The organism is Psychrobacter sp. D2 (genome assembly GCF_013608135.1).
Classification (GTDB): domain Bacteria; phylum Pseudomonadota; class Gammaproteobacteria; order Pseudomonadales; family Moraxellaceae; genus Psychrobacter; species Psychrobacter cryohalolentis.
In genome coordinates, this window is record NZ_JACDXZ010000005.1 from 134,201 (window position 1) to 151,864 (window position 17,664).

Below are 17,664 nucleotides of genomic sequence, written 5' to 3' on the forward strand. Positions count from 1 at the left end.
TAATTCGCTATTTACGGCCCACTAATCTGGCAGGCCAAACAACGCATCTAGGGCCTTAATGAACTCAATTGGAATATCCCACGTGACTAATCCATAGCGGTCGTTGGGCATTGAGTGTCTATTATCAGCCTCTTTAACATCTTGCAATAGATCAGCAGTTATTTGAGAATTTGAATCATACACGCCCCGTAGAAAGACATACTCAACAGCGCCAAGATACTTATCTTCATTACCTGCATAATCACTAATTCTCATTGCAAGGAAACGATGTAACGCGACTTGATAAATCGCGGCCTGTAACCAATATCCTGCCTTTGACATTGCTTGTTTGAGTGTGCTTTCGTCATAATCGCTTAGGCTATTTCCTAAAAAATTACTTTTGTAATCGACAACGTAATACTTGCCAGCATGCTCATATACCAAGTCGATTTCACCCCGCAGATAACGATACAAATGCGCTTTGTTTTGTGGAATAAGATTGACATGCTTGTCCGCCTCATTCGGGAGATACTGCTGAAATAAGCTATTAATATCTTGCGCCTTAAAACGCTCTGACAGCCCCATATTAAACTCTAATTCAGCAAACCGTTGACTTGCATCAATAGAGCATAACGGTTGATTGGACGCTAATAACGGCGCCTGTAGCACCTCTTCAATCCAGTTAAGTAATGCCTCATGCTGTGTAGCATCTATTGAATCTAAGTCAGGTATACGACCATTTTCTTTATTCTTTGCTTGTAATAGTCGACTTTGCTGTTCAGCACTACTATAAACCAAAGGCAGCTGATAACTACTAACGGCCCTATCAATCACCTGAGACCACTGTGATTTATTATTGAAATCGATTTTTTCAAATATTTCATGCAAAAACGTACCAGCATTGGCGCCTTTGACAAAAGTAAAACGGATATCATCCTCTGATTTGAGGCTCAACTCACTGACTGGTTTAAAAAAATCACTATTACTCGACGATACTCCCGACTCTGTCATATCAATGACTATTGCATCATCCATACGTTCATCTACCACAGCCAGCGCCTGCGTAGATTCATCTAGCTGACGGGCTAAAGCCGTAAAACTGGTCTTGGCCCAACCATAAAAATAATTGGTTTTTATAACTTCTGCAAAAGGCGCGTACTCAATAGTCTCAGTTGTAGATTTAGCAGTGGCAAGCGTTGCGTTACCTGCTAAGCCCAATGCATTAGCACCATTACTGTCATTGTTATAGAAATCATTGACATTATGCCCTCTAATTATGCCTATGTTGCCTTTGAGCCTATCAGGTAGTTCAAATTTAGCCTCCTCGGAGTCAAACCAATAGCAAACTGGTCTTAAGTCACAATCGGTATTTCTATAGGCCTGTTTCAACACTATATAAAGCTGCTCGCTGGCACGCGTAAATGCCACATAGCCAAGCCGTCGCAGCTCATCAAAGCCTTCTTTCGTCTCGATTTCGGTATAACAATCTTCTGTGGTGGCAGAGCCTCTTACGGGTGAGAAGCGGCGCTGGTTGCCTGTTGATTGATTCTCTGCCGATTGCTGCATTAAAATCGACGGAGCTTGCTGGGCGTTGTATAGATACAGCCCAAAATTTTCATTATTGCCCGCCTTCCGACTAGCATCGCCCATACCCAATACATAGACAATGGGAAACTCAAGCCCTTTGGACTTGTGGATGGTCATAAGCTGCACGCCAGACTCTGTCGGTAGCGGGTATTGCTTAGCCCAATCACTGCTAGGAGCAGCATCTATATTTTGTCTAAACCACGCCAATAGTTCGTGCTCACCCATGCCGATACCATACTGCGCCAAGACATCCATCATATGACGCAAATCCATGATGTGACGATCGCCTTCTGGATGAGTTGCCAGAGCTTGCCAAACGCCTTGCGGCTGCACAGGGTTTTTATCTAATAAGTAATGTAATGCTGACAAAACACCAAAGTGCTGCCAGTTTTGAGCCGCTTGTTTTAGGTAGGTAATAAAATCTTGATAGCTTTTTTTATTATTAACTGCTTTCGTACTAGCGCTACTTAAATAACTACCCTCTGTCACTCCTGACTCATGGTCAGTCATCATAGCTTTGACTTCTTTGATACTCAGGCCATACAGATGGCTAGTCAGCACCCGATTGATCATGTCATGACGATATGGGTATAGCATGGCACTCAGCAGCGCCGCCACATCTTCTGCCATGATGGTTTCAAAGATACTGACATCACTAGTAGTCAAGGTCGGTACATTAAGCTTAACCAGCTCATCCTCAACCCGTTTTAAGTCTTTTTTGGTACGTGCCAGCACACCGATATCACTAGGCTGAATCGGTTTGCCTTTTAAGGTCTGATTACTACTGAGCAAGGTCGCAATATGACGCGCGGTGATTTCAAACTCATCATACTCAAGCTCTTTATCTTTATCATAAGGTAGATGCAACAAGCTCACTGGTTGAGCAGAAAGCACTTCTGTCACTAAAGCACTGTTTTGAGTAGTTGGCTCATTAAACCAAGACAGCTGGTTTTCTGGTTTAGAAGCTTTGATATGCTGATAATAAATACTGCTACCTAGCTGTGCTAATTTATTCTCAGCAGCCGTTTCCGTTGGCATGCCAAACCAGCAATTTAGTGCATCAATCACACCAGCATTTGATCGACGGTTAATATCGAGCGTCCAAAGGCTACTTTTCTCAAACTGGGCTTTCATATAGTTGTAGTTGGCCACATCACCGCCACGAAACCCGTAAATAGCCTGCTTTGGATCACCCACTAATAACAGAAACTCATGACTGGTTTTATTAGTGGTTGATTGCTTGTCACTGTCCGACTGCTTACGTTTATTCTTTGGCAAATAGATGCTTTCAATCATAATGGCTTGCTCGCCATTAATATCTTGCGACTCGTCAATCAATGCCACAGGATAATGATGACGAATATAACGCGCCAGCTTATCTCCTTGGCGGCCAGTCAATGCTTGGTTTAAGCGTACCATTTGCAAACTAAAGGTCGTCTCGCCACGCTCTTCCAAAATGACTGGCAGCCTATTACGCACAGCAAGCACGATATAGCGATTAAGGTTGGCTAAGATAGCCGTGACATACTCATCTAGCTTTCTACTTTCTTCGATATACCGTTTAAAATCACGAACGACCTGCAACTCGTTAAATATTAAATTAACTCTTTCACCATCTTTTGGCTTATAGAACTGCTTGCCTATATCATCCGTTTTCTGAAAAGCCTCAATCAACTTTCCTGTATAAGTTTTGGAGTCTGATATAGACTTATAAGCAGTTGGGCCAGAATCTTCTAATGTTTGGATGATTTTTGGCCAAGAGTCTCTGTTGTTTAATAATTGACCTTTCGGAACTTCATAATACTCGCCATCAGGCTTAAAAAAAACATCAAGCTCATCGCTGCGCTCAATGATAGTATTTATAAGCCGCTCATAGCCCTCAAAAGAAAAACTCTTTACTACAACGTCATCAATCGGCGCTGAAATAAAGTTAAGCGAACGAGTCACATATTTTTTATGATCGCTAACCGCAGTCAGCTTGCCTTGCTGATCCATCAGCGCATATAGCTTAGGCTGCTCGTGATACAGTCTGCTTTGGAACTGCCGCAGCTCATCATGAATAATACTGTCAGTAACCTGCTCAATACTACTGTCTTCAATAATGGCCATACCTTGCTGATGACCGGTCTCACTACTGTATTCAATCAACCACTTTTGCGCCAAACTGTCGAGTGTACCTACAAACAGCTTATCCAACGTGGTTAGTACTAGCGCAGTACGTCGAATGGCCTCCGCCATTGGATAGCTGTGGACATGATCAAGTAAAAACCCAGTCAAATGCAGATTAATGGGATCGTCCATAACGGCGTCTAAGCGTGCATATTTAGCCTGATTAACTAGCCAGTTTTCACGATCTTTTTTTACTTGTTTACGTTTCTCAGCCGCTGCTTGCTTATCAGCAGCAATGTCTTGATTGAACTCATCCGTCCCTGTCCCAGCATTTGAATCAACGCTTGAACCTTTACCTGCTTGTTTATCCTTATTACTTTCAGGCATTACCTGTAGTACATCAGGATATAAAGCATCCTTGTTATTGGGTTCAGCACTCAGGCTATTGACCCACTGCAATAATTGATAAAAATCTACCAAACGATCATGAATGCGCTGACGCATCTCAGCGGCAGCGGCTCGAGTAAAGGTAGTGGCAATGATCTGCTCTGGCGCACGGCGCGCTTCAATGAGCAGTCGTAGCATAATGCCTGTGAGTGTCCAAGTCTTGCCTGTACCAGCTGAAGCTTCAATTAGGTGCTTGCCCGTTAGGTCAACATCGACTGCTGGTATGACATCGGCTTTACGTTCAGGTATAGCAGACAAACAAGGCAGCTCATCTGAGTATTCATCGAATAAATTCGGTTGTGTAGACAAGTCAATGGTATTAGCTGGGTCGGTAAAGTCTGTCATATGGGCGCATACTTTTAATTATTATTTATTAGAACAAAATAGCAAAAATTAATTAGGGGCTGCTTTAGATAATGAGCTAACCATCTAAGTTAGTTAACGCATTAAACATCGGCTCATACAGTGGCTGAGCTAATGTAGTCAACGCTGCTGACAAAGCCTTAAACGCATCTTGGTCACGCAGTACGTATTGCCAAATGGCATGCTGCGAACAAGTATCATATATCGTATCTGTGTGATAGCTAGGTCTTAACCAATCCGAGAAGTCTGCTCGTTTTGGCCAATAGCTACCGTTCTCACTCTCTTCAGATTTTAGGCACTTATCAAGATAACTGAGTGCATATTCTGGCAAGAGTGTAATAGGTACTTGACCTGATAGCTTGGCAAAAATTGCCCATTTTATCAGCTCGGCCGCCGCATCTTCATACACAATCGGGCTTAGTTTAAATGCCATTACTTTGTCATATTTTTTGACTTGCGAATTAGGCTTATTAAAGCGCCAAATGCTCACACCATCATCTAATACCACTTGTTCGGTAGTGGTGCGTCTGGCTACTTGCCAATACAAATGCGACAACCAAAATTTGAGTAAATGCCTAGGACTGGCAGAATTGGGCAATATATTTAACCACTGTTTGGGAGATTGCTCGGCGTAGGACTTACCTGTCTGTAGATAAGAGCGACTATTATGAGCACCTATCGGCACTGATATTGATGCTAATATTGGCACTAATATTGGTACTGAGCCTTTTATTTTAATAATTTTAGGTAGCAACTTAAGCAGTGACTCATTATCAGCGCAATTTAATACAGCTGCTAGCTCTATCTGAATGGGGTGCTCAGAGGTTTGAGTCAGTAACTCTAAACCACCTGCGCTATCCTCTCCAACCTCATCAAAGCCATTAGCAACTAACTGCTCTTTGAACTCTAGACATTGCTGTTGCAGTTTTTGTTGTTGATTGGGCAACGTGGTTTGACGAGCCACACCTGCTGGCATGATTTTTTGATACATCAAGATTTGACTGTCTTGTTTAGCCTTCCCATCACTATTCTTATTGGTGGCATTATTGGTCAATTCATTTATCAAATGATCTTTGATTTGATAGGTAGTCAGACTGTCCAAGAATAGCGGCTCTTGTTGCGACAGTGCTTCTTCACCTTGCACTACATGCACTTTTTGAGTACGCAAAAAAGCCTTGGCAGGATGACGCACTTGATAGACCAATATTCCCTCAACGTCTATCTCTCCAATGTTAAATATAGTATCAAATAGGGTCTTGATGAGTGCCTCATTCATATCACTACTATCACTGGCATCAGCAGTATTATCTAGCGCTAGCATCTCAATTAATGCAGAGAATGTTTGATTATCTACTTGTCCCATCTGACCCAAACCTTGACCGAGAATCTGAGCAATAGATTCATATTGCCCTTTTGTAGGTAATCCTACTAGCTGTGGATGCTCGCTAGATACTCGACCCTTCAAGGTATCAAACACAGCTTGCCAAAGCGGCGCAGGTGGAAACTGTTTTTTTTGCGCTAATTTGGTTTTGCGCATGGCTTTATTTAAGATAGCGTCTAATTCATCAGTCATATCAACAGGGATGTTATTTTGAATACTGATATCTGCATTCTGATTGGGTTTAGAAGTATGATTTGAAATATCAGCATCTTCAATTGCAGTCTCAAACAGACTCTCATGAAAAGGCAGTGCGGGATGCTCAGTCAGCAGCCACTGCTTAATTAATTTAGGCAAATAGCGCTTGAGGCTCTCGGTAGTGGGATCAATATTCTCAGGCAATGTTTCAAGCGAGTTCACCTGCCATTGCACTTCGCCTTGCAAAAACTGCAATAGCTCACTCACTGGGTTGGCTGGCAGATGCTCATGGGTGTCCGTCAAGCTTTGACCGTTATAAAATATCCAGCAAGCACTGCGCGCGCAAAGCAGCGCATCCAAAAACGCCCCATTATCATCATCTTCACTGACTCTGTCACCGCGACGTGCATTGGTCGCTTTCATCAAATCATAGCGGTTATCACGGTCACGCCCAGGAAACTCAGAGAGGTTCATATTAAGCATCACCACCAACTCAAAGGGCACGTTTCTTAGTGCACCAAACCGACCAAAGGTAATTACACCCGTTGGCTCCGCACTGACCTGCTGACTTTCAAGCTCCGCTTCGATACTGTCTAGCATAAAGCTTAGTTTGAGCGGCAACTGCTCCACACCTGACAGCCTCTGCTCCACTTCTCTGTTGTCGATATCACCACTAGCGTACTGCCTATAGTGACGATTGGCTCGCAGGCTTGATTTAAAGCCATTCATTGCGTTGTAGATGGCGCGCATGGTACGCGTTTGGTCCACATCGCCAAAGTAGCGATGGATAACTTGTGTCTCAATCTGATCGAGCCAATCTTCCGCTTTCATTTTTTGTGTATGATCATCACGTCGTGCGACCAAGCCAGTGTAAATACGGCAAAGCGCTTCAACAATCAGCGCATCATTTAGGCTGACTTGTGGTAGTGGCAAGGTCATTTCTGGTAACGCAGTGCTTGGCCATTCATCCTCATCTAAAGGATACAAGCAGTCGCTCAACTCAGCCTCTGGCATGACCAGACCTAGGGTCAATCTGTCTAGTGCTTGTGCAAAGCTAAAGCGATAGTCATAGTCATTACTGTCCAAAGTTTGTTTAAGATGCAGCTCGTCAAAACCGCGAATAAAGCCCGCCTCTACCAACAAGTCACAACCACGGCTCATTTGTTCATGGGTCAAACTAAAACTTTCAAACAAAGGCGGTAGCATCAGCCAGTCCAAGACCTCAGCCGCCTCAAAACGGGCGCTTTGACTGCCTAACAGCTTATAAAAACCAATAATGGCTTCCCATAACTGGCGAATGTCTGCATCGACAACACCAGTCACCTTAGCAGGCAAGGTCAAACCATCCTGACCTTTGCCATTAACAAAAATAGAGCTGATCAGCGCATGATGGCGCTCAACATCAGGTAGCAGAACAACAATGTCGGATATATGGCGCTTTTTCTCACCAGTTTTAATAGGTTCATTCAGCCAGCGCCCAATCATGATACGTAGTACTTCAAGCTGGCGCTGTAAACTGTGGCACGAATGGATGCTTAGGCTATTATCTTGCGCAGACATTGCCCAAAAGCGGTCTTTTTCAAAGCGCTTATTCTCTAATGCCTCATCTTCATACCATGGTGTTTGATGCAGCTCTTGATCAAAGCCTAGCTCTATTTGCTTACTCATCTCCTGCGAAACTTTTGCAGCCGACGCTTGCTGGGTAGATTGCTCATCAAGCATCAACACATCGTTTTGCAAACGTCTAAGTAAGCTTGGACTGTTTTGCGCAGTTTGAGAATTGCCGCTTACATCAGCATCATAGACGCTATCATCAAAGCCGAATTCATCATACAAGTCATCATCGCCGTTTTCGCCAATACCAAAGCTATCTTGCCATTCTACAAGCGCATCTTGGTATTGCTCATTACCTGACAAGTTGGCAAGCATGGCAAAGGTATCACGCGATTGTTTACCCAAACGAGACAGCAGACTGTGTCCATAGTCACGTAAAAATACACTTTCAGGATTAATAATCTGTTGGCGCTGCAACCAAGATTTATCAACAATGTCCGCCCAAAACAGCTTTGATGGATTGTAATGCAACAGTGTGATATCCATGTATTGCGATAAGCGCTGCAAAAAGTCCAGCTCAGTCTGTGGCAACTGCTGGATGGTAAAAATACGCAGCACTTTGGGTAACTGTCTCTGCTCGCCAGCCTTATTTGACTTTAGTGCTTGCCAAAACACCTTTTCCAATACAACACGGTGCTGATGCACATCCGCAAATAAATGCGACCATAAGAAGCGTTGAGCAACTTCTAACTCAACATAATGCTCTACTAACCACTCAGGCGTGCCACGCGCATACTTATCAAAGCGCAGTGACAAGGCATCTTTATCTGCAATTAGCTCATCCACATTCAGCGGTTTATTATGCGACCATAGCGCCAACCAATCCTCACGATGGGTCAAATAGCGATTAAACACCCTCGCCAGATCATTTGACAGCTGCCAAATACGCGCATCTTGCTGCGACTTATCTTGTCGTACATTGTCTTGCTCAACCCCTTCTTGTGGCTCATCAATCAAAGACGCCAGCAGCGGATTCACCGGATGTTTTTCATCTTTAATAATCGACTCTTGGTAGTAAGTCAGATACCCAAACAATCGCCACTGCATGACTGTTGGTGACAATACCGCCACTTCAGGAACATTCAAGGTTGCTGTATCAGGGTCCCGCTCTAACAGATATGAATTATGGCGAGTCAATACATCTTGCATCAGCGTCCATTGATACTGTCCCCAAAACTTAGTACGCACCAAGGTACTAATACCAGCACGGCTAGCAATGGTTTTATCCAACCAATCACCCAATACCATTGAAGGCACAATGACAATAAAAGGCTCAAAAACAGGCTGATTTTTGGACTGATATTGCACAAGAAGCTGATCAACAAGATTTTCGGTACGATGGGATTGTATGATGGTAAACATAGAGGATAGTCTGATTGAAGTAGCAGGAGAATAATAGGATTGATAAAGAATACATGCTCGAGATAGCACGCAAACATTCATAGTAAAATTTTGAGTGTAATAACAACGCTGTAGGCGGCAATACTTGTCAATCCATCTTTAGGAGTCGTCAATGGATGACATTTCTGCTAGCATGACGCTGTTAAATCAAACTGCATTGGTAAACACTCATGTATATCCGCTTACAGACTCTCTTGTAAGGGGAATAGTAATCTGGCTATTAGTTTGCCATTGTTCGTCAACGTTTACTAGCATATAAACCATCGATAAAAACACACTGCGACAATAGATGTCGCTGTGTTTTACCTCAATTCTTAGTGATGAGACAATTTAATACTATGCCCTTGCGTCCCATTGATGCCATTTTCATTCATCCTAAACGACGTTTATATGTCGTATACTACCGCGGTGAGCTTTGGCAATTGCCACGTATGAAAATAGATGATCAATCTTGGCAAAATAGACAGCCATATAAGGATGACAGTCGTGGACTCTATCTAAGTATTCATCAAGCCATAAGCGATCCTATTTTGGCACAAAAACTACGAACGCTAAACCTACCTATAGCAGTACGTGGAAGCACCTTATCACGCTTCGAGGCATGGTGGGGAACTCACGGCTTTGAATGGCTTAAAGATAAACTAAGTGCAGGACAATCACCATTGGCGGCGCATCAAGCCTCCACAAAAATGATTGACAATCAACCCTCTTCCCCTTCAAACTACCTCTCTGCTCTGGCAAGTAGCAATAATACCACTGCTCATAAAAACCCAGAACAAGAAGCCATAGCTATTACACAAGAGATAACTGATATTTTTTCGGATATGCTGGCGGATTTAGCAGATGAAGTGCTGCATCAACCGCTCTAAACCACATTTAAACCAACAATAAGAAGATCGGTACTATATGAAAGACTACAAGCTGCTACTGGCTGGGCTCATTTTACTGCTGCTGATTATTTTTATCGCCATCTTTACTTGGTTATGGACCAGCAATCGTAAAAACATGGATCCATTGCCTATTATGTCAAATGATAGTGGATCAACTGCTTCAGCAGAAGAAGATGGAGAGACGGTTGCCAAGAGCACTTTGCACATACAAGCAGAAGAAAAGCTACAAGCGCCTTTAGACGCTGTGATTTCAAGTTTTCAATCTCGTTATCCCAATGTAGAAATCATGACAAGTTATGTCGCCTCTGTTGCACTTTTGACGCTATCGGATAATAAAGCAGCCGATCATGAGCCGTCTTTATTTATTGTTGATACCGATATCATTATTGCTGATGGCAATTTATCGGCAGCGCGCTTAGCACCATTACAAGAAAAATTAAAAATAGCACAAGATAAACAAAACCAGAGCAAGGCAAAAAATGGCATGGTAGAAGATACTATCGATGCAGATAGTAATGCTGATGAAATCGCTGCTAAAGGTGAAGCTGATAATACAAACACTCGAAGTCTTGTATCGTTTAGTTATGCCTTAAAAGACAAGAAAAAAGTAGACGGTGTCATCTTAACTCAAAATCCTATTGCACTTAACTTTCGAAACTTTTTACTCTCAAGTACAGGGCAAGATATATTAAGTAGACACGATTATGAAAATATCGATGGCTATCAAAATGATATGGCAAACCTTTTTAAGTCAAATACGCAAGGCAAAAAAGCAACAGGTGAGTTGACAGTAGATGTCGCTGACGCTATCAGTATTGCTAAATAAATACAAAACCCTCTACTTACTCGGTATTAATTGATTTTATAAGTGCTTTTTTCTACAATAGCACTCTATTATGCGCCTATAGCTCAACAGGATAGAGCAGTTGCCTCCTAAGCGATCGATCCAAGTTCGAGTCTTGGTGGGCGCACCAACAAACATAACGATATAACACGATAAGCCCTTGTAAGCCATGCGCTGCAAAGGTTTTTTTTAATACACGGTATCACCGATTAATAACGGTATCATAGACGGTATTAACCGATACCGAAAAATACTCAAGATCCAACAAAGTTACACGCTATGGTGATGGCAAAAATCTATATCTTATATAACGTCTGAATGGATATTTATTTTAGCAGATGGCTTTTCGATAGGTCTTTTCTAAAATCTTGGTTTCGATACTGGTGTAATAGCATTGGCTGGGCATTCAGGCTCACACAAGCTGCAATCTATGCAACTATTAGGATCTATCGCTAAAAAGTTAGGACCTTCAAAAATGCATTCACGGGACACACTGCAACACAGTCCATGTATTTGCATTTAATACAGTTATCACCAACGATGAACGCCATAAAAATTATCATTTATGATTCAAGATAGCGGATCATTTTCAAACTACAACACAAATCCGTAAATCTACCCTGCGTAAGTAAAATATTTATTCGCTTATTTGTATCAGTACCAGTAAAATGCGCGAATGTTTTCTACACTAGTTTATGAGTAACCAATGATACGTTTAACTGAAATTAAATTGCCATTAAATCATGCACCTGAAGATCTAACGACTGCTATAACGACAAAACTTAAAATTTCTGCTGAGCAAATGGCTTCATTTGTGATGTTTAAACGTGGTTATGATGCTCGTAATAAAAGAAATATCCAATTAATTTATACGCTAGACATCACACTTACCGACTTGGATTTAACCAATGATTTACTGGTTCAATTTGAGTCAGACAACCATGTTAAAGCAACACCAGATACCAGCTACAAATATGTAGGTGAAGCGCCAGAGAATTTAACTGAGCGTCCTGTTGTTATTGGTTTTGGTCCTTGTGGTTTATTAGCAGGACTCACCCTTGCTCAAATGGGTTTCAAACCTATCATTATTGAACGCGGTAATGAAGTAAGACAACGCACCAAAGATACCTTTGGCTTTTGGCGTCAGCGTAAATTAAACACTGAATCAAACGTACAGTTCGGTGAAGGTGGAGCCGGTACCTTTTCCGATGGTAAATTATATAGCCAAGTGAAAGATCCAAATCATTATGGCCGTAAAGTCATGACTGAATTTGTAAAAGCTGGCGCACCAGATGAGATTTTATTTGTCAGTAAACCGCACATAGGTACTTATAAGTTAGTCACTATGGTAGAAAAAATGCGTGCCGAGATCATAGAACTTGGTGGTGAAGTCCGTTTTGCTACTCGCGTAGATGACTTGCATATAACTGACTCAAAAGTAACTGGCGTGACACTTAATAGTGGCGAAACCTTAAAAACTAACCATGTTGTTTTAGCTGTTGGTCATAGCGCCCGTGATACCTTCCAAATGATCTATGATAAAGGCGTGTATGTTGAAGCAAAACCTTTCTCGATTGGTTTTAGGATTGAACATAAACAGTCAACCATAGACCAAGCACGCTTTGGTGACAATGCTGGAAACGAAATACTTGGCGCTGCGGATTATAAACTGGTTCATCATTGTAAAAATGGTCGTTCTGTTTATAGCTTCTGTATGTGTCCAGGTGGAACTGTTGTTGCCGCAGCATCAGAAGAAGGCCGTGTTGTCACTAACGGCATGAGCCAATATTCAAGGAACGAGCGTAACGCCAACAGTGCTATTGTTGTCGGCATCGACCCAGAGCGAGATTACCCAAACCACCCTCTTGCTGGTATCGACTTACAAAGACAACTAGAAACCTTAGCGTTTGAATTAGGCGGTAAAGACTACAGTGCCCCAGCGCAAACCATTGGCGATTTCTTAAAAGGTAAGCCAGACTCAGAATTGGGCGATGTTAACCCGTCTTATACACCGGGCATTACCTTAACCGACTTAAGCAAAGCTTTACCTGACTTTGCCGTGGATGCCATACGCGAAGCCATTCCAGCGTTTAATAAAAAAATCCAAGGGTTTTCATCTGACGACGGTTTACTCACTGGCGTAGAAACCAGAACATCGTCACCAATCAGTATTAAACGCAATAAAGAATTCCAAAGCATTAATACCAAAGGCTTATTCCCTGCAGGCGAAGGCGCTGGCTACGCAGGTGGCATATTATCAGCAGGGATTGATGGCATTAAAGTGGCCGAAGCTGTGGCGAAATCGATGTTGAAGATAGATTAAGAGCGGCTTTAGGCAATTATTAAAGCAGGTTAAGTTTCAGTCAAACATTATACTAATTCTGATAAACAATATTGCTGATCGTTTATCAGAATTTTTAATGATCAATTTGTGTATGTGAAATAAGCAAGAACTATAGTTAACTACAACCTAAACGATTTGCACGCTCCTACATATAATCGTCAGGATACTATTCGACATCGATTTGTGAGGCTTCATTAGGTATTTTGGTCGGTGCTTTGTGTCTGGTTGTTTTAGGCTCTAAGTCCTGCTGCCAGCTGTAAATGTACTGGTGCTCAGCTGATAAAAGATAGCGGCGCAGGCATGCTATAAATACACACACATGGGTGAACCTGCTACAGGGTCTGTAATCACTTTGGCTTGCACGTCAAATATATCAGCAAGCATTCCCTCCGTCACCACCTCACAAGGGGTGCCCATTATTTGCAGTTCGCCCGACTTTAGCACCACCAATAAATCACAATATCTCGCTGCTTGGTTGAGGTCATGGAGCACAACTATAATGCTTTTGCCGTTGTCTTTTAATTCTCGTATGAGTCGCATCAGCTCTATTTGGTAAGAGATATCTAGATAGGTAGTTGGTTCATCCAGCATGATAATATCCGTATCCTGCGCTAAAACCATCGCGAGCCAAGCGCGCTGCTGTTGACCGCCAGATAAGGCTTCAAGTGATGTCTCAGCTAGAGATTGAATAGACATCTCATTTATAACGCTATCTACTATCTGGTTGTCTGTCGCGCTCAACTTACCCCAATGTGAGACATAGGGCGTTCTGCCATACTCAACCAACTGTCTGACAGTCAAGCCTTCAGGATTGGTCTGTACTTGTGGCAATACCGATATCTGACGAGCAATCTGCCGATTATTCAATTGCGCCATATCTTGTTGTCTAAGTAAGATTCTGCCCGATTGAGGTTGAATCAGCCGGCACAAGCCTTTTAATAGCGTAGATTTTCCGCAACCATTTGGACCAATGAGTCCAATGACTTTATTTTCTGGCAACTCAAGGGACAAGTTTTTGATAACTGTCTGTCCGCCATGATAGCCAAGCTGTAGTTCATTCACTGATAGCATCACCACCCCTTATAGCGCGATAGCAAAAAGATAAAATAAGGCGCACCGATCACTGAGGTTAAGACGCCAGCTGGTAGCTCAATTGGCGCAAATAGACTGCGTGCCAATACATCTGCGGTGACTAAAATGATCGCGCCTATCAGCGCTGACGCTGGCAACAAGATGCGGTGCTGATGCCCAAAGAGCAATCGTGCGATATGCGGCGCGAGTAAACCAATAAAACTGACTGTCCCTGCCACCGACACCGCCAAACTCGCAATCACCACTGCGATAAATAATGTAGTAAATTCTAATGGCTTGACTGACACACCAAGATGATATGCCGTTTCCTCGCCAAGTCCCAATACATCTAAACGCCATGCTAAATACATACTGATGACCATTAATACGGCAAATATTATCGTTAACATGGGAATATGTTGCCAGCTGCGACCCCACAAGCTACCAGTTAACCAAATCATTGCGGTGTTAATTTCAACTGGATAAATGACCAGTAAAAAATTAATCCCACTGGCTAAAAAGGCACTAATGGCGACGCCAATCAATGCCAAACGTGCTGGCGTTGGCTGAGATATCTGTGCCAACAGCATGATAAAACAAAAGGCCAATAATCCGCCAAGTAAAGCTGCGACAGATAGCCACCACGTTGGTGCCGCAGGAAGCATAACCAGCAACAAAGTCGCGCAAAACCCTGCGCCAGCACTGATACCCATCAAGTCAGGTGATGCTAACGGGTTACGAATGACCCCTTGAACCAATGAGCCTGATAAACCGAGACTTGCCCCGACTAAAATTGATAATATCGTGCGTGGCAATCGATGTTGCCAAACAATAAAGTCTTCGTCGCCGCCAAAACCTTGCTGTAAATGCTGCCAGATTTGCACTAGCGTTAATTCACTGGCACCAAAAAAGATGCTGCTAATACTGAGTATCAATAGCAGCACAATAATCAGTACCACCGCCCTACTTGCCGATTTACGAGCAAATAGTGAGTTTGAGCGCGATGAAGAAGCTTTAGTTTGTATCGTCATTCGTTGTTTACTTTTGTTGCTGGATAGGATTTTGAATCGCTTTTAGTTATAGTTAAAATATCTCAAAAACGCTAAAGTACTGCTGGTATAAATTTTTTGCAGCCTCTGTCTGCGTAGGTACAGCAAGCAAGAAAAATTAATATCAGCAGTACTTGATGTATCGATATTACTTTTCCCTGACTATATCGATCAGCTATCGAGTCGTCTTCTACATGCCAGCGCAATAAAAACGGGTGTCCCAATAAGTGCCGTTAGCAAGCCCACTGGTGTCTCTGCCGGATAAGCAACTGCTCGTGACAAGACATCCGCCCACACCATCAATATACTGCCAACCAGCATAGACAATGGCAAAATCTGCTCATAAGCCATATTCGATACCTGCTTTAACAGGCGCTTGGCAACATGGGGGATAATCAAACCGACAAAGGCAACAGGACCGGTGACCGCCACACTGATAGCCGTCAATATCGTAATCAATGCCCCACATGACCACTGTAATGCCCGCAGGTTCACCCCAAGGCTACTTGCCACATCATCGCCCAGCACCAAGACATTTAATTTAGGTGATAGCCACCAGCCATAACCCAAGGTCAGCAGCGATATAGCCGCTAGCATGGGAATGGACTCCCAGCGCGTATTGGCAATAGAACCTGCCAGCCAATACAGTACCCCATAAGCTTGCTCATCCGTAGTAATCAGCGCCGCTCGTGTCATGCCGACCAGCAGCGCATTGATAGCAACGCCCGATAAGATTAGACGAACAGGATGCACCGGACGCCCAGAAAAATAACCCGCCAATCCTGCAACGAGGGCACAAGAGAGCACTGCCCCAACCATTGCTTGCAAAAAGGTAGAGGTTAAAAAGGTAAATCCTAAACCAATAGAGGATAAAGCAACCACGCACGCTGCCCCTGCATTGATACCCAATACCGCAGGAGATGCCAGTGAGTTACGGGTCATCACCTGCATTAGCAGTCCAGCCACCGCCAAATTGGCACCGACTATAATCGCCACGAGCACGCGCGGCAGGCGAATCTCTATTAATAATTGTGCAGTTAGCGACGCTTGACCATTTTGCTGCGTCAATAAGGAAAGTAAATCCGTCAGCGACAGGGCAAATTTTGAATATGCCGTTAACCCTTGCCAGCAGCCAATCAGTAAAATGACTAATAACCCACACCACAATAGCGCCCGTGTTATCGGGCGCTTTGCAATAGCGGGTTTTGGCAAGACGGAAGATGAGCGGCTAAGTTGCTTATCAACCATAAAAGTCGCCTTGCTTTAAAAAGACAGTAGTGCAAAGTCTCATTAATTTGACTCTTTTACAGAAGGACTTGAACCTTCTGTGCCTTGGCTCGATGCAATCGCAAGCAGCTCAGCTGTCATATATTCAGCGGATTGCATACTGCGATTGAGCGCCCAGTAATTGGGATCGACTTCGATGACCTGATTGTTTTTAACCGCCGTTAGCTGATTAAATAATGGTGAGGACTTCCATTTATCATAGATGGTGTGATCGTTATAACGTCCAATTAATAGCCAATCAGGATTAGCCGCTAATAATTGCTCCAAACTGGTTGCGATATACGCCTCACCTGTTTGCTCAGGAATCGGACTTTTGATATTCAGATGATTGAGTAAACTACCGGCGTACGAGCTTGGACCATGCAGCCACATGCCTTTATCACTGATAATAGCAAACTGCACGCTGTGGTTAGCAAGTGGAGTTGTCGCCAATTGCGACTTTAAATCTGCCATTTTTTTTAGATGCGTATTGATAACTTGAGACATTTTTTGATCTTGGTGTACGATATGCCCGACCAATTGCGCTGTCTGTATATTCTCTACATAACTTTCACCGCGACTTTTAAGCACGACCGACGGTGCAATGCGATTAAGCTCATCGGCGATGACCGTATGACGCTCGTCATCGGCAATGATCAGATCAGGTTTTAAATCAGCAATGGCCTCAAGGCTTGGCTGATAGCGTGAACCGACAGAAGTGTAATCCGAGAGTTGCTTGGTAAATTCAGCAATAATGCTGTCAGGCTTATTGTCATCTGCAATACCAACCGGATTAAGACCTAACGCTAACGCATCCCCTAAAAATGAGTATTCCAAAACTACGATACGCTTTGGATCCCGCGGATAGTCGCTCAAATTGGGCAAACGCGCTTTAATTTCTTCATCGGTTAGCAGAAGAACGTTATTTTTGTCATTTGACTTAACTGCTGCTGCCGATACGCCATTATCAGCATTCAATGATGGCGTTGCCGTAACATTGTTTTTTTGATTCATAATAAAAACAATACCGCCAACCACAATCAATACGATGACCAGTAAGGGTAAAATAAGCGTGAGCTTTGGACGTTGATTCATAAATAACTTTTCTTAATATCATTAAATTG

The 17,664-nt window shown here is 43.0% G+C and carries 9 protein-coding genes, 1 tRNA gene and 1 pseudogene; 4 read left to right on the plus strand and 7 right to left on the minus strand.

Annotation, left to right across the window (positions count from 1 at the left end; translation table 11 throughout):
• Positions 1–21: 21 nt before the first annotated feature.
• Together H0262_RS08430 and H0262_RS08435 are read right to left on the minus strand one after the other, a co-directional pair.
• Positions 22–4,467, minus strand: a complete 4,446-nt coding sequence (locus H0262_RS08430) for a UvrD-helicase domain-containing protein (RefSeq protein WP_181210441.1) — start codon at positions 4,465–4,467, stop codon at positions 22–24.
• A gap of 76 nt (positions 4,468–4,543) precedes the next feature.
• The gene (locus H0262_RS08435) at positions 4,544–9,037 is read right to left on the minus strand and encodes an exodeoxyribonuclease V subunit gamma (RefSeq protein WP_181210442.1); all 4,494 of its coding nucleotides are present in this window, start codon (positions 9,035–9,037) and stop codon (positions 4,544–4,546) included.
• 377 nt (positions 9,038–9,414) lie between these two features.
• On the opposite strand from H0262_RS08435, the gene H0262_RS08440 reads away from it, so the two are divergent.
• From H0262_RS08440 to H0262_RS08450, 3 genes are all read left to right on the plus strand, one after another.
• A complete protein-coding gene (locus H0262_RS08440; RefSeq protein ID WP_181210443.1) occupies positions 9,415–9,945 on the plus strand; it encodes a hypothetical protein in 531 nt (176 codons plus the stop codon).
• A gap of 37 nt (positions 9,946–9,982) precedes the next feature.
• Positions 9,983–10,792, plus strand: a complete 810-nt coding sequence (locus tag H0262_RS08445; protein WP_181210444.1) for a hypothetical protein — start codon at positions 9,983–9,985, stop codon at positions 10,790–10,792.
• A gap of 72 nt (positions 10,793–10,864) precedes the next feature.
• Positions 10,865–10,940: transfer RNA gene (locus H0262_RS08450), tRNA-Arg, on the plus strand.
• 257 nt (positions 10,941–11,197) lie between these two features.
• Here H0262_RS08450 and H0262_RS08455 read toward each other — a convergent pair.
• A pseudogene (locus tag H0262_RS08455) lies at positions 11,198–11,361 on the minus strand (indolepyruvate ferredoxin oxidoreductase subunit alpha); the annotation flags it as partial.
• A gap of 155 nt (positions 11,362–11,516) precedes the next feature.
• On the opposite strand from H0262_RS08455, the gene H0262_RS08460 reads away from it, so the two are divergent.
• Positions 11,517–13,133, plus strand: a complete 1,617-nt coding sequence (locus tag H0262_RS08460; RefSeq protein ID WP_181210445.1) for an NAD(P)/FAD-dependent oxidoreductase — start codon at positions 11,517–11,519, stop codon at positions 13,131–13,133.
• A gap of 324 nt (positions 13,134–13,457) precedes the next feature.
• Here H0262_RS08460 and fecE read toward each other — a convergent pair whose 3' ends face one another.
• The 4 genes from fecE to H0262_RS08480 all read right to left on the minus strand — a co-directional run bounded on the left by fecE (position 13,458) and on the right by H0262_RS08480 (position 17,635).
• Positions 13,458–14,225: a Fe(3+) dicitrate ABC transporter ATP-binding protein FecE gene (gene fecE / locus H0262_RS08465; protein ID WP_011513618.1), complete on the minus strand. Its 768-nt coding sequence runs from the start codon at positions 14,223–14,225 to the stop codon at positions 13,458–13,460.
• A complete protein-coding gene (locus tag H0262_RS08470; protein WP_201531764.1) occupies positions 14,225–15,256 on the minus strand; it encodes an iron ABC transporter permease in 1,032 nt (343 codons plus the stop codon). Before H0262_RS08470 ends, fecE begins: the two co-directional genes overlap by 1 nt.
• A 189-nt stretch (positions 15,257–15,445) precedes the next feature.
• On the minus strand, positions 15,446–16,522 hold the full coding sequence (locus tag H0262_RS08475) for an iron ABC transporter permease (RefSeq protein WP_181210446.1): 1,077 nt from the start codon (positions 16,520–16,522) through the stop codon (positions 15,446–15,448).
• Between the two features lie 42 nt (positions 16,523–16,564).
• Positions 16,565–17,635, minus strand: coding sequence for a Fe(3+) dicitrate ABC transporter substrate-binding protein (locus tag H0262_RS08480; RefSeq protein WP_181210447.1), 1,071 nt, complete (start codon positions 17,633–17,635; stop codon positions 16,565–16,567).
• Positions 17,636–17,664 lie beyond the last annotated feature (29 nt).

Coding starts and splice junctions, on each gene's coding strand:
- H0262_RS08430 (WP_181210441.1), bottom strand. CDS start 4,467: ATGACAGACTTTACCGACCCAGCTAATACCATTGACTTGTCTACACAA.
- H0262_RS08435 (WP_181210442.1), bottom strand. CDS start 9,037: ATGTTTACCATCATACAATCCCATCGTACCGAAAATCTTGTTGATCAG.
- H0262_RS08440 (WP_181210443.1), top strand. CDS start 9,415: ATGCCCTTGCGTCCCATTGATGCCATTTTCATTCATCCTAAACGACGT.
- H0262_RS08445 (WP_181210444.1), top strand. CDS start 9,983: ATGAAAGACTACAAGCTGCTACTGGCTGGGCTCATTTTACTGCTGCTG.
- H0262_RS08460 (WP_181210445.1), top strand. CDS start 11,517: ATGATACGTTTAACTGAAATTAAATTGCCATTAAATCATGCACCTGAA.
- fecE (WP_011513618.1), bottom strand. CDS start 14,225: ATGCTATCAGTGAATGAACTACAGCTTGGCTATCATGGCGGACAGACA.
- H0262_RS08470 (WP_201531764.1), bottom strand. CDS start 15,256: ATGACGATACAAACTAAAGCTTCTTCATCGCGCTCAAACTCACTATTT.
- H0262_RS08475 (WP_181210446.1), bottom strand. CDS start 16,522: ATGGTTGATAAGCAACTTAGCCGCTCATCTTCCGTCTTGCCAAAACCC.
- H0262_RS08480 (WP_181210447.1), bottom strand. CDS start 17,635: ATGAATCAACGTCCAAAGCTCACGCTTATTTTACCCTTACTGGTCATC.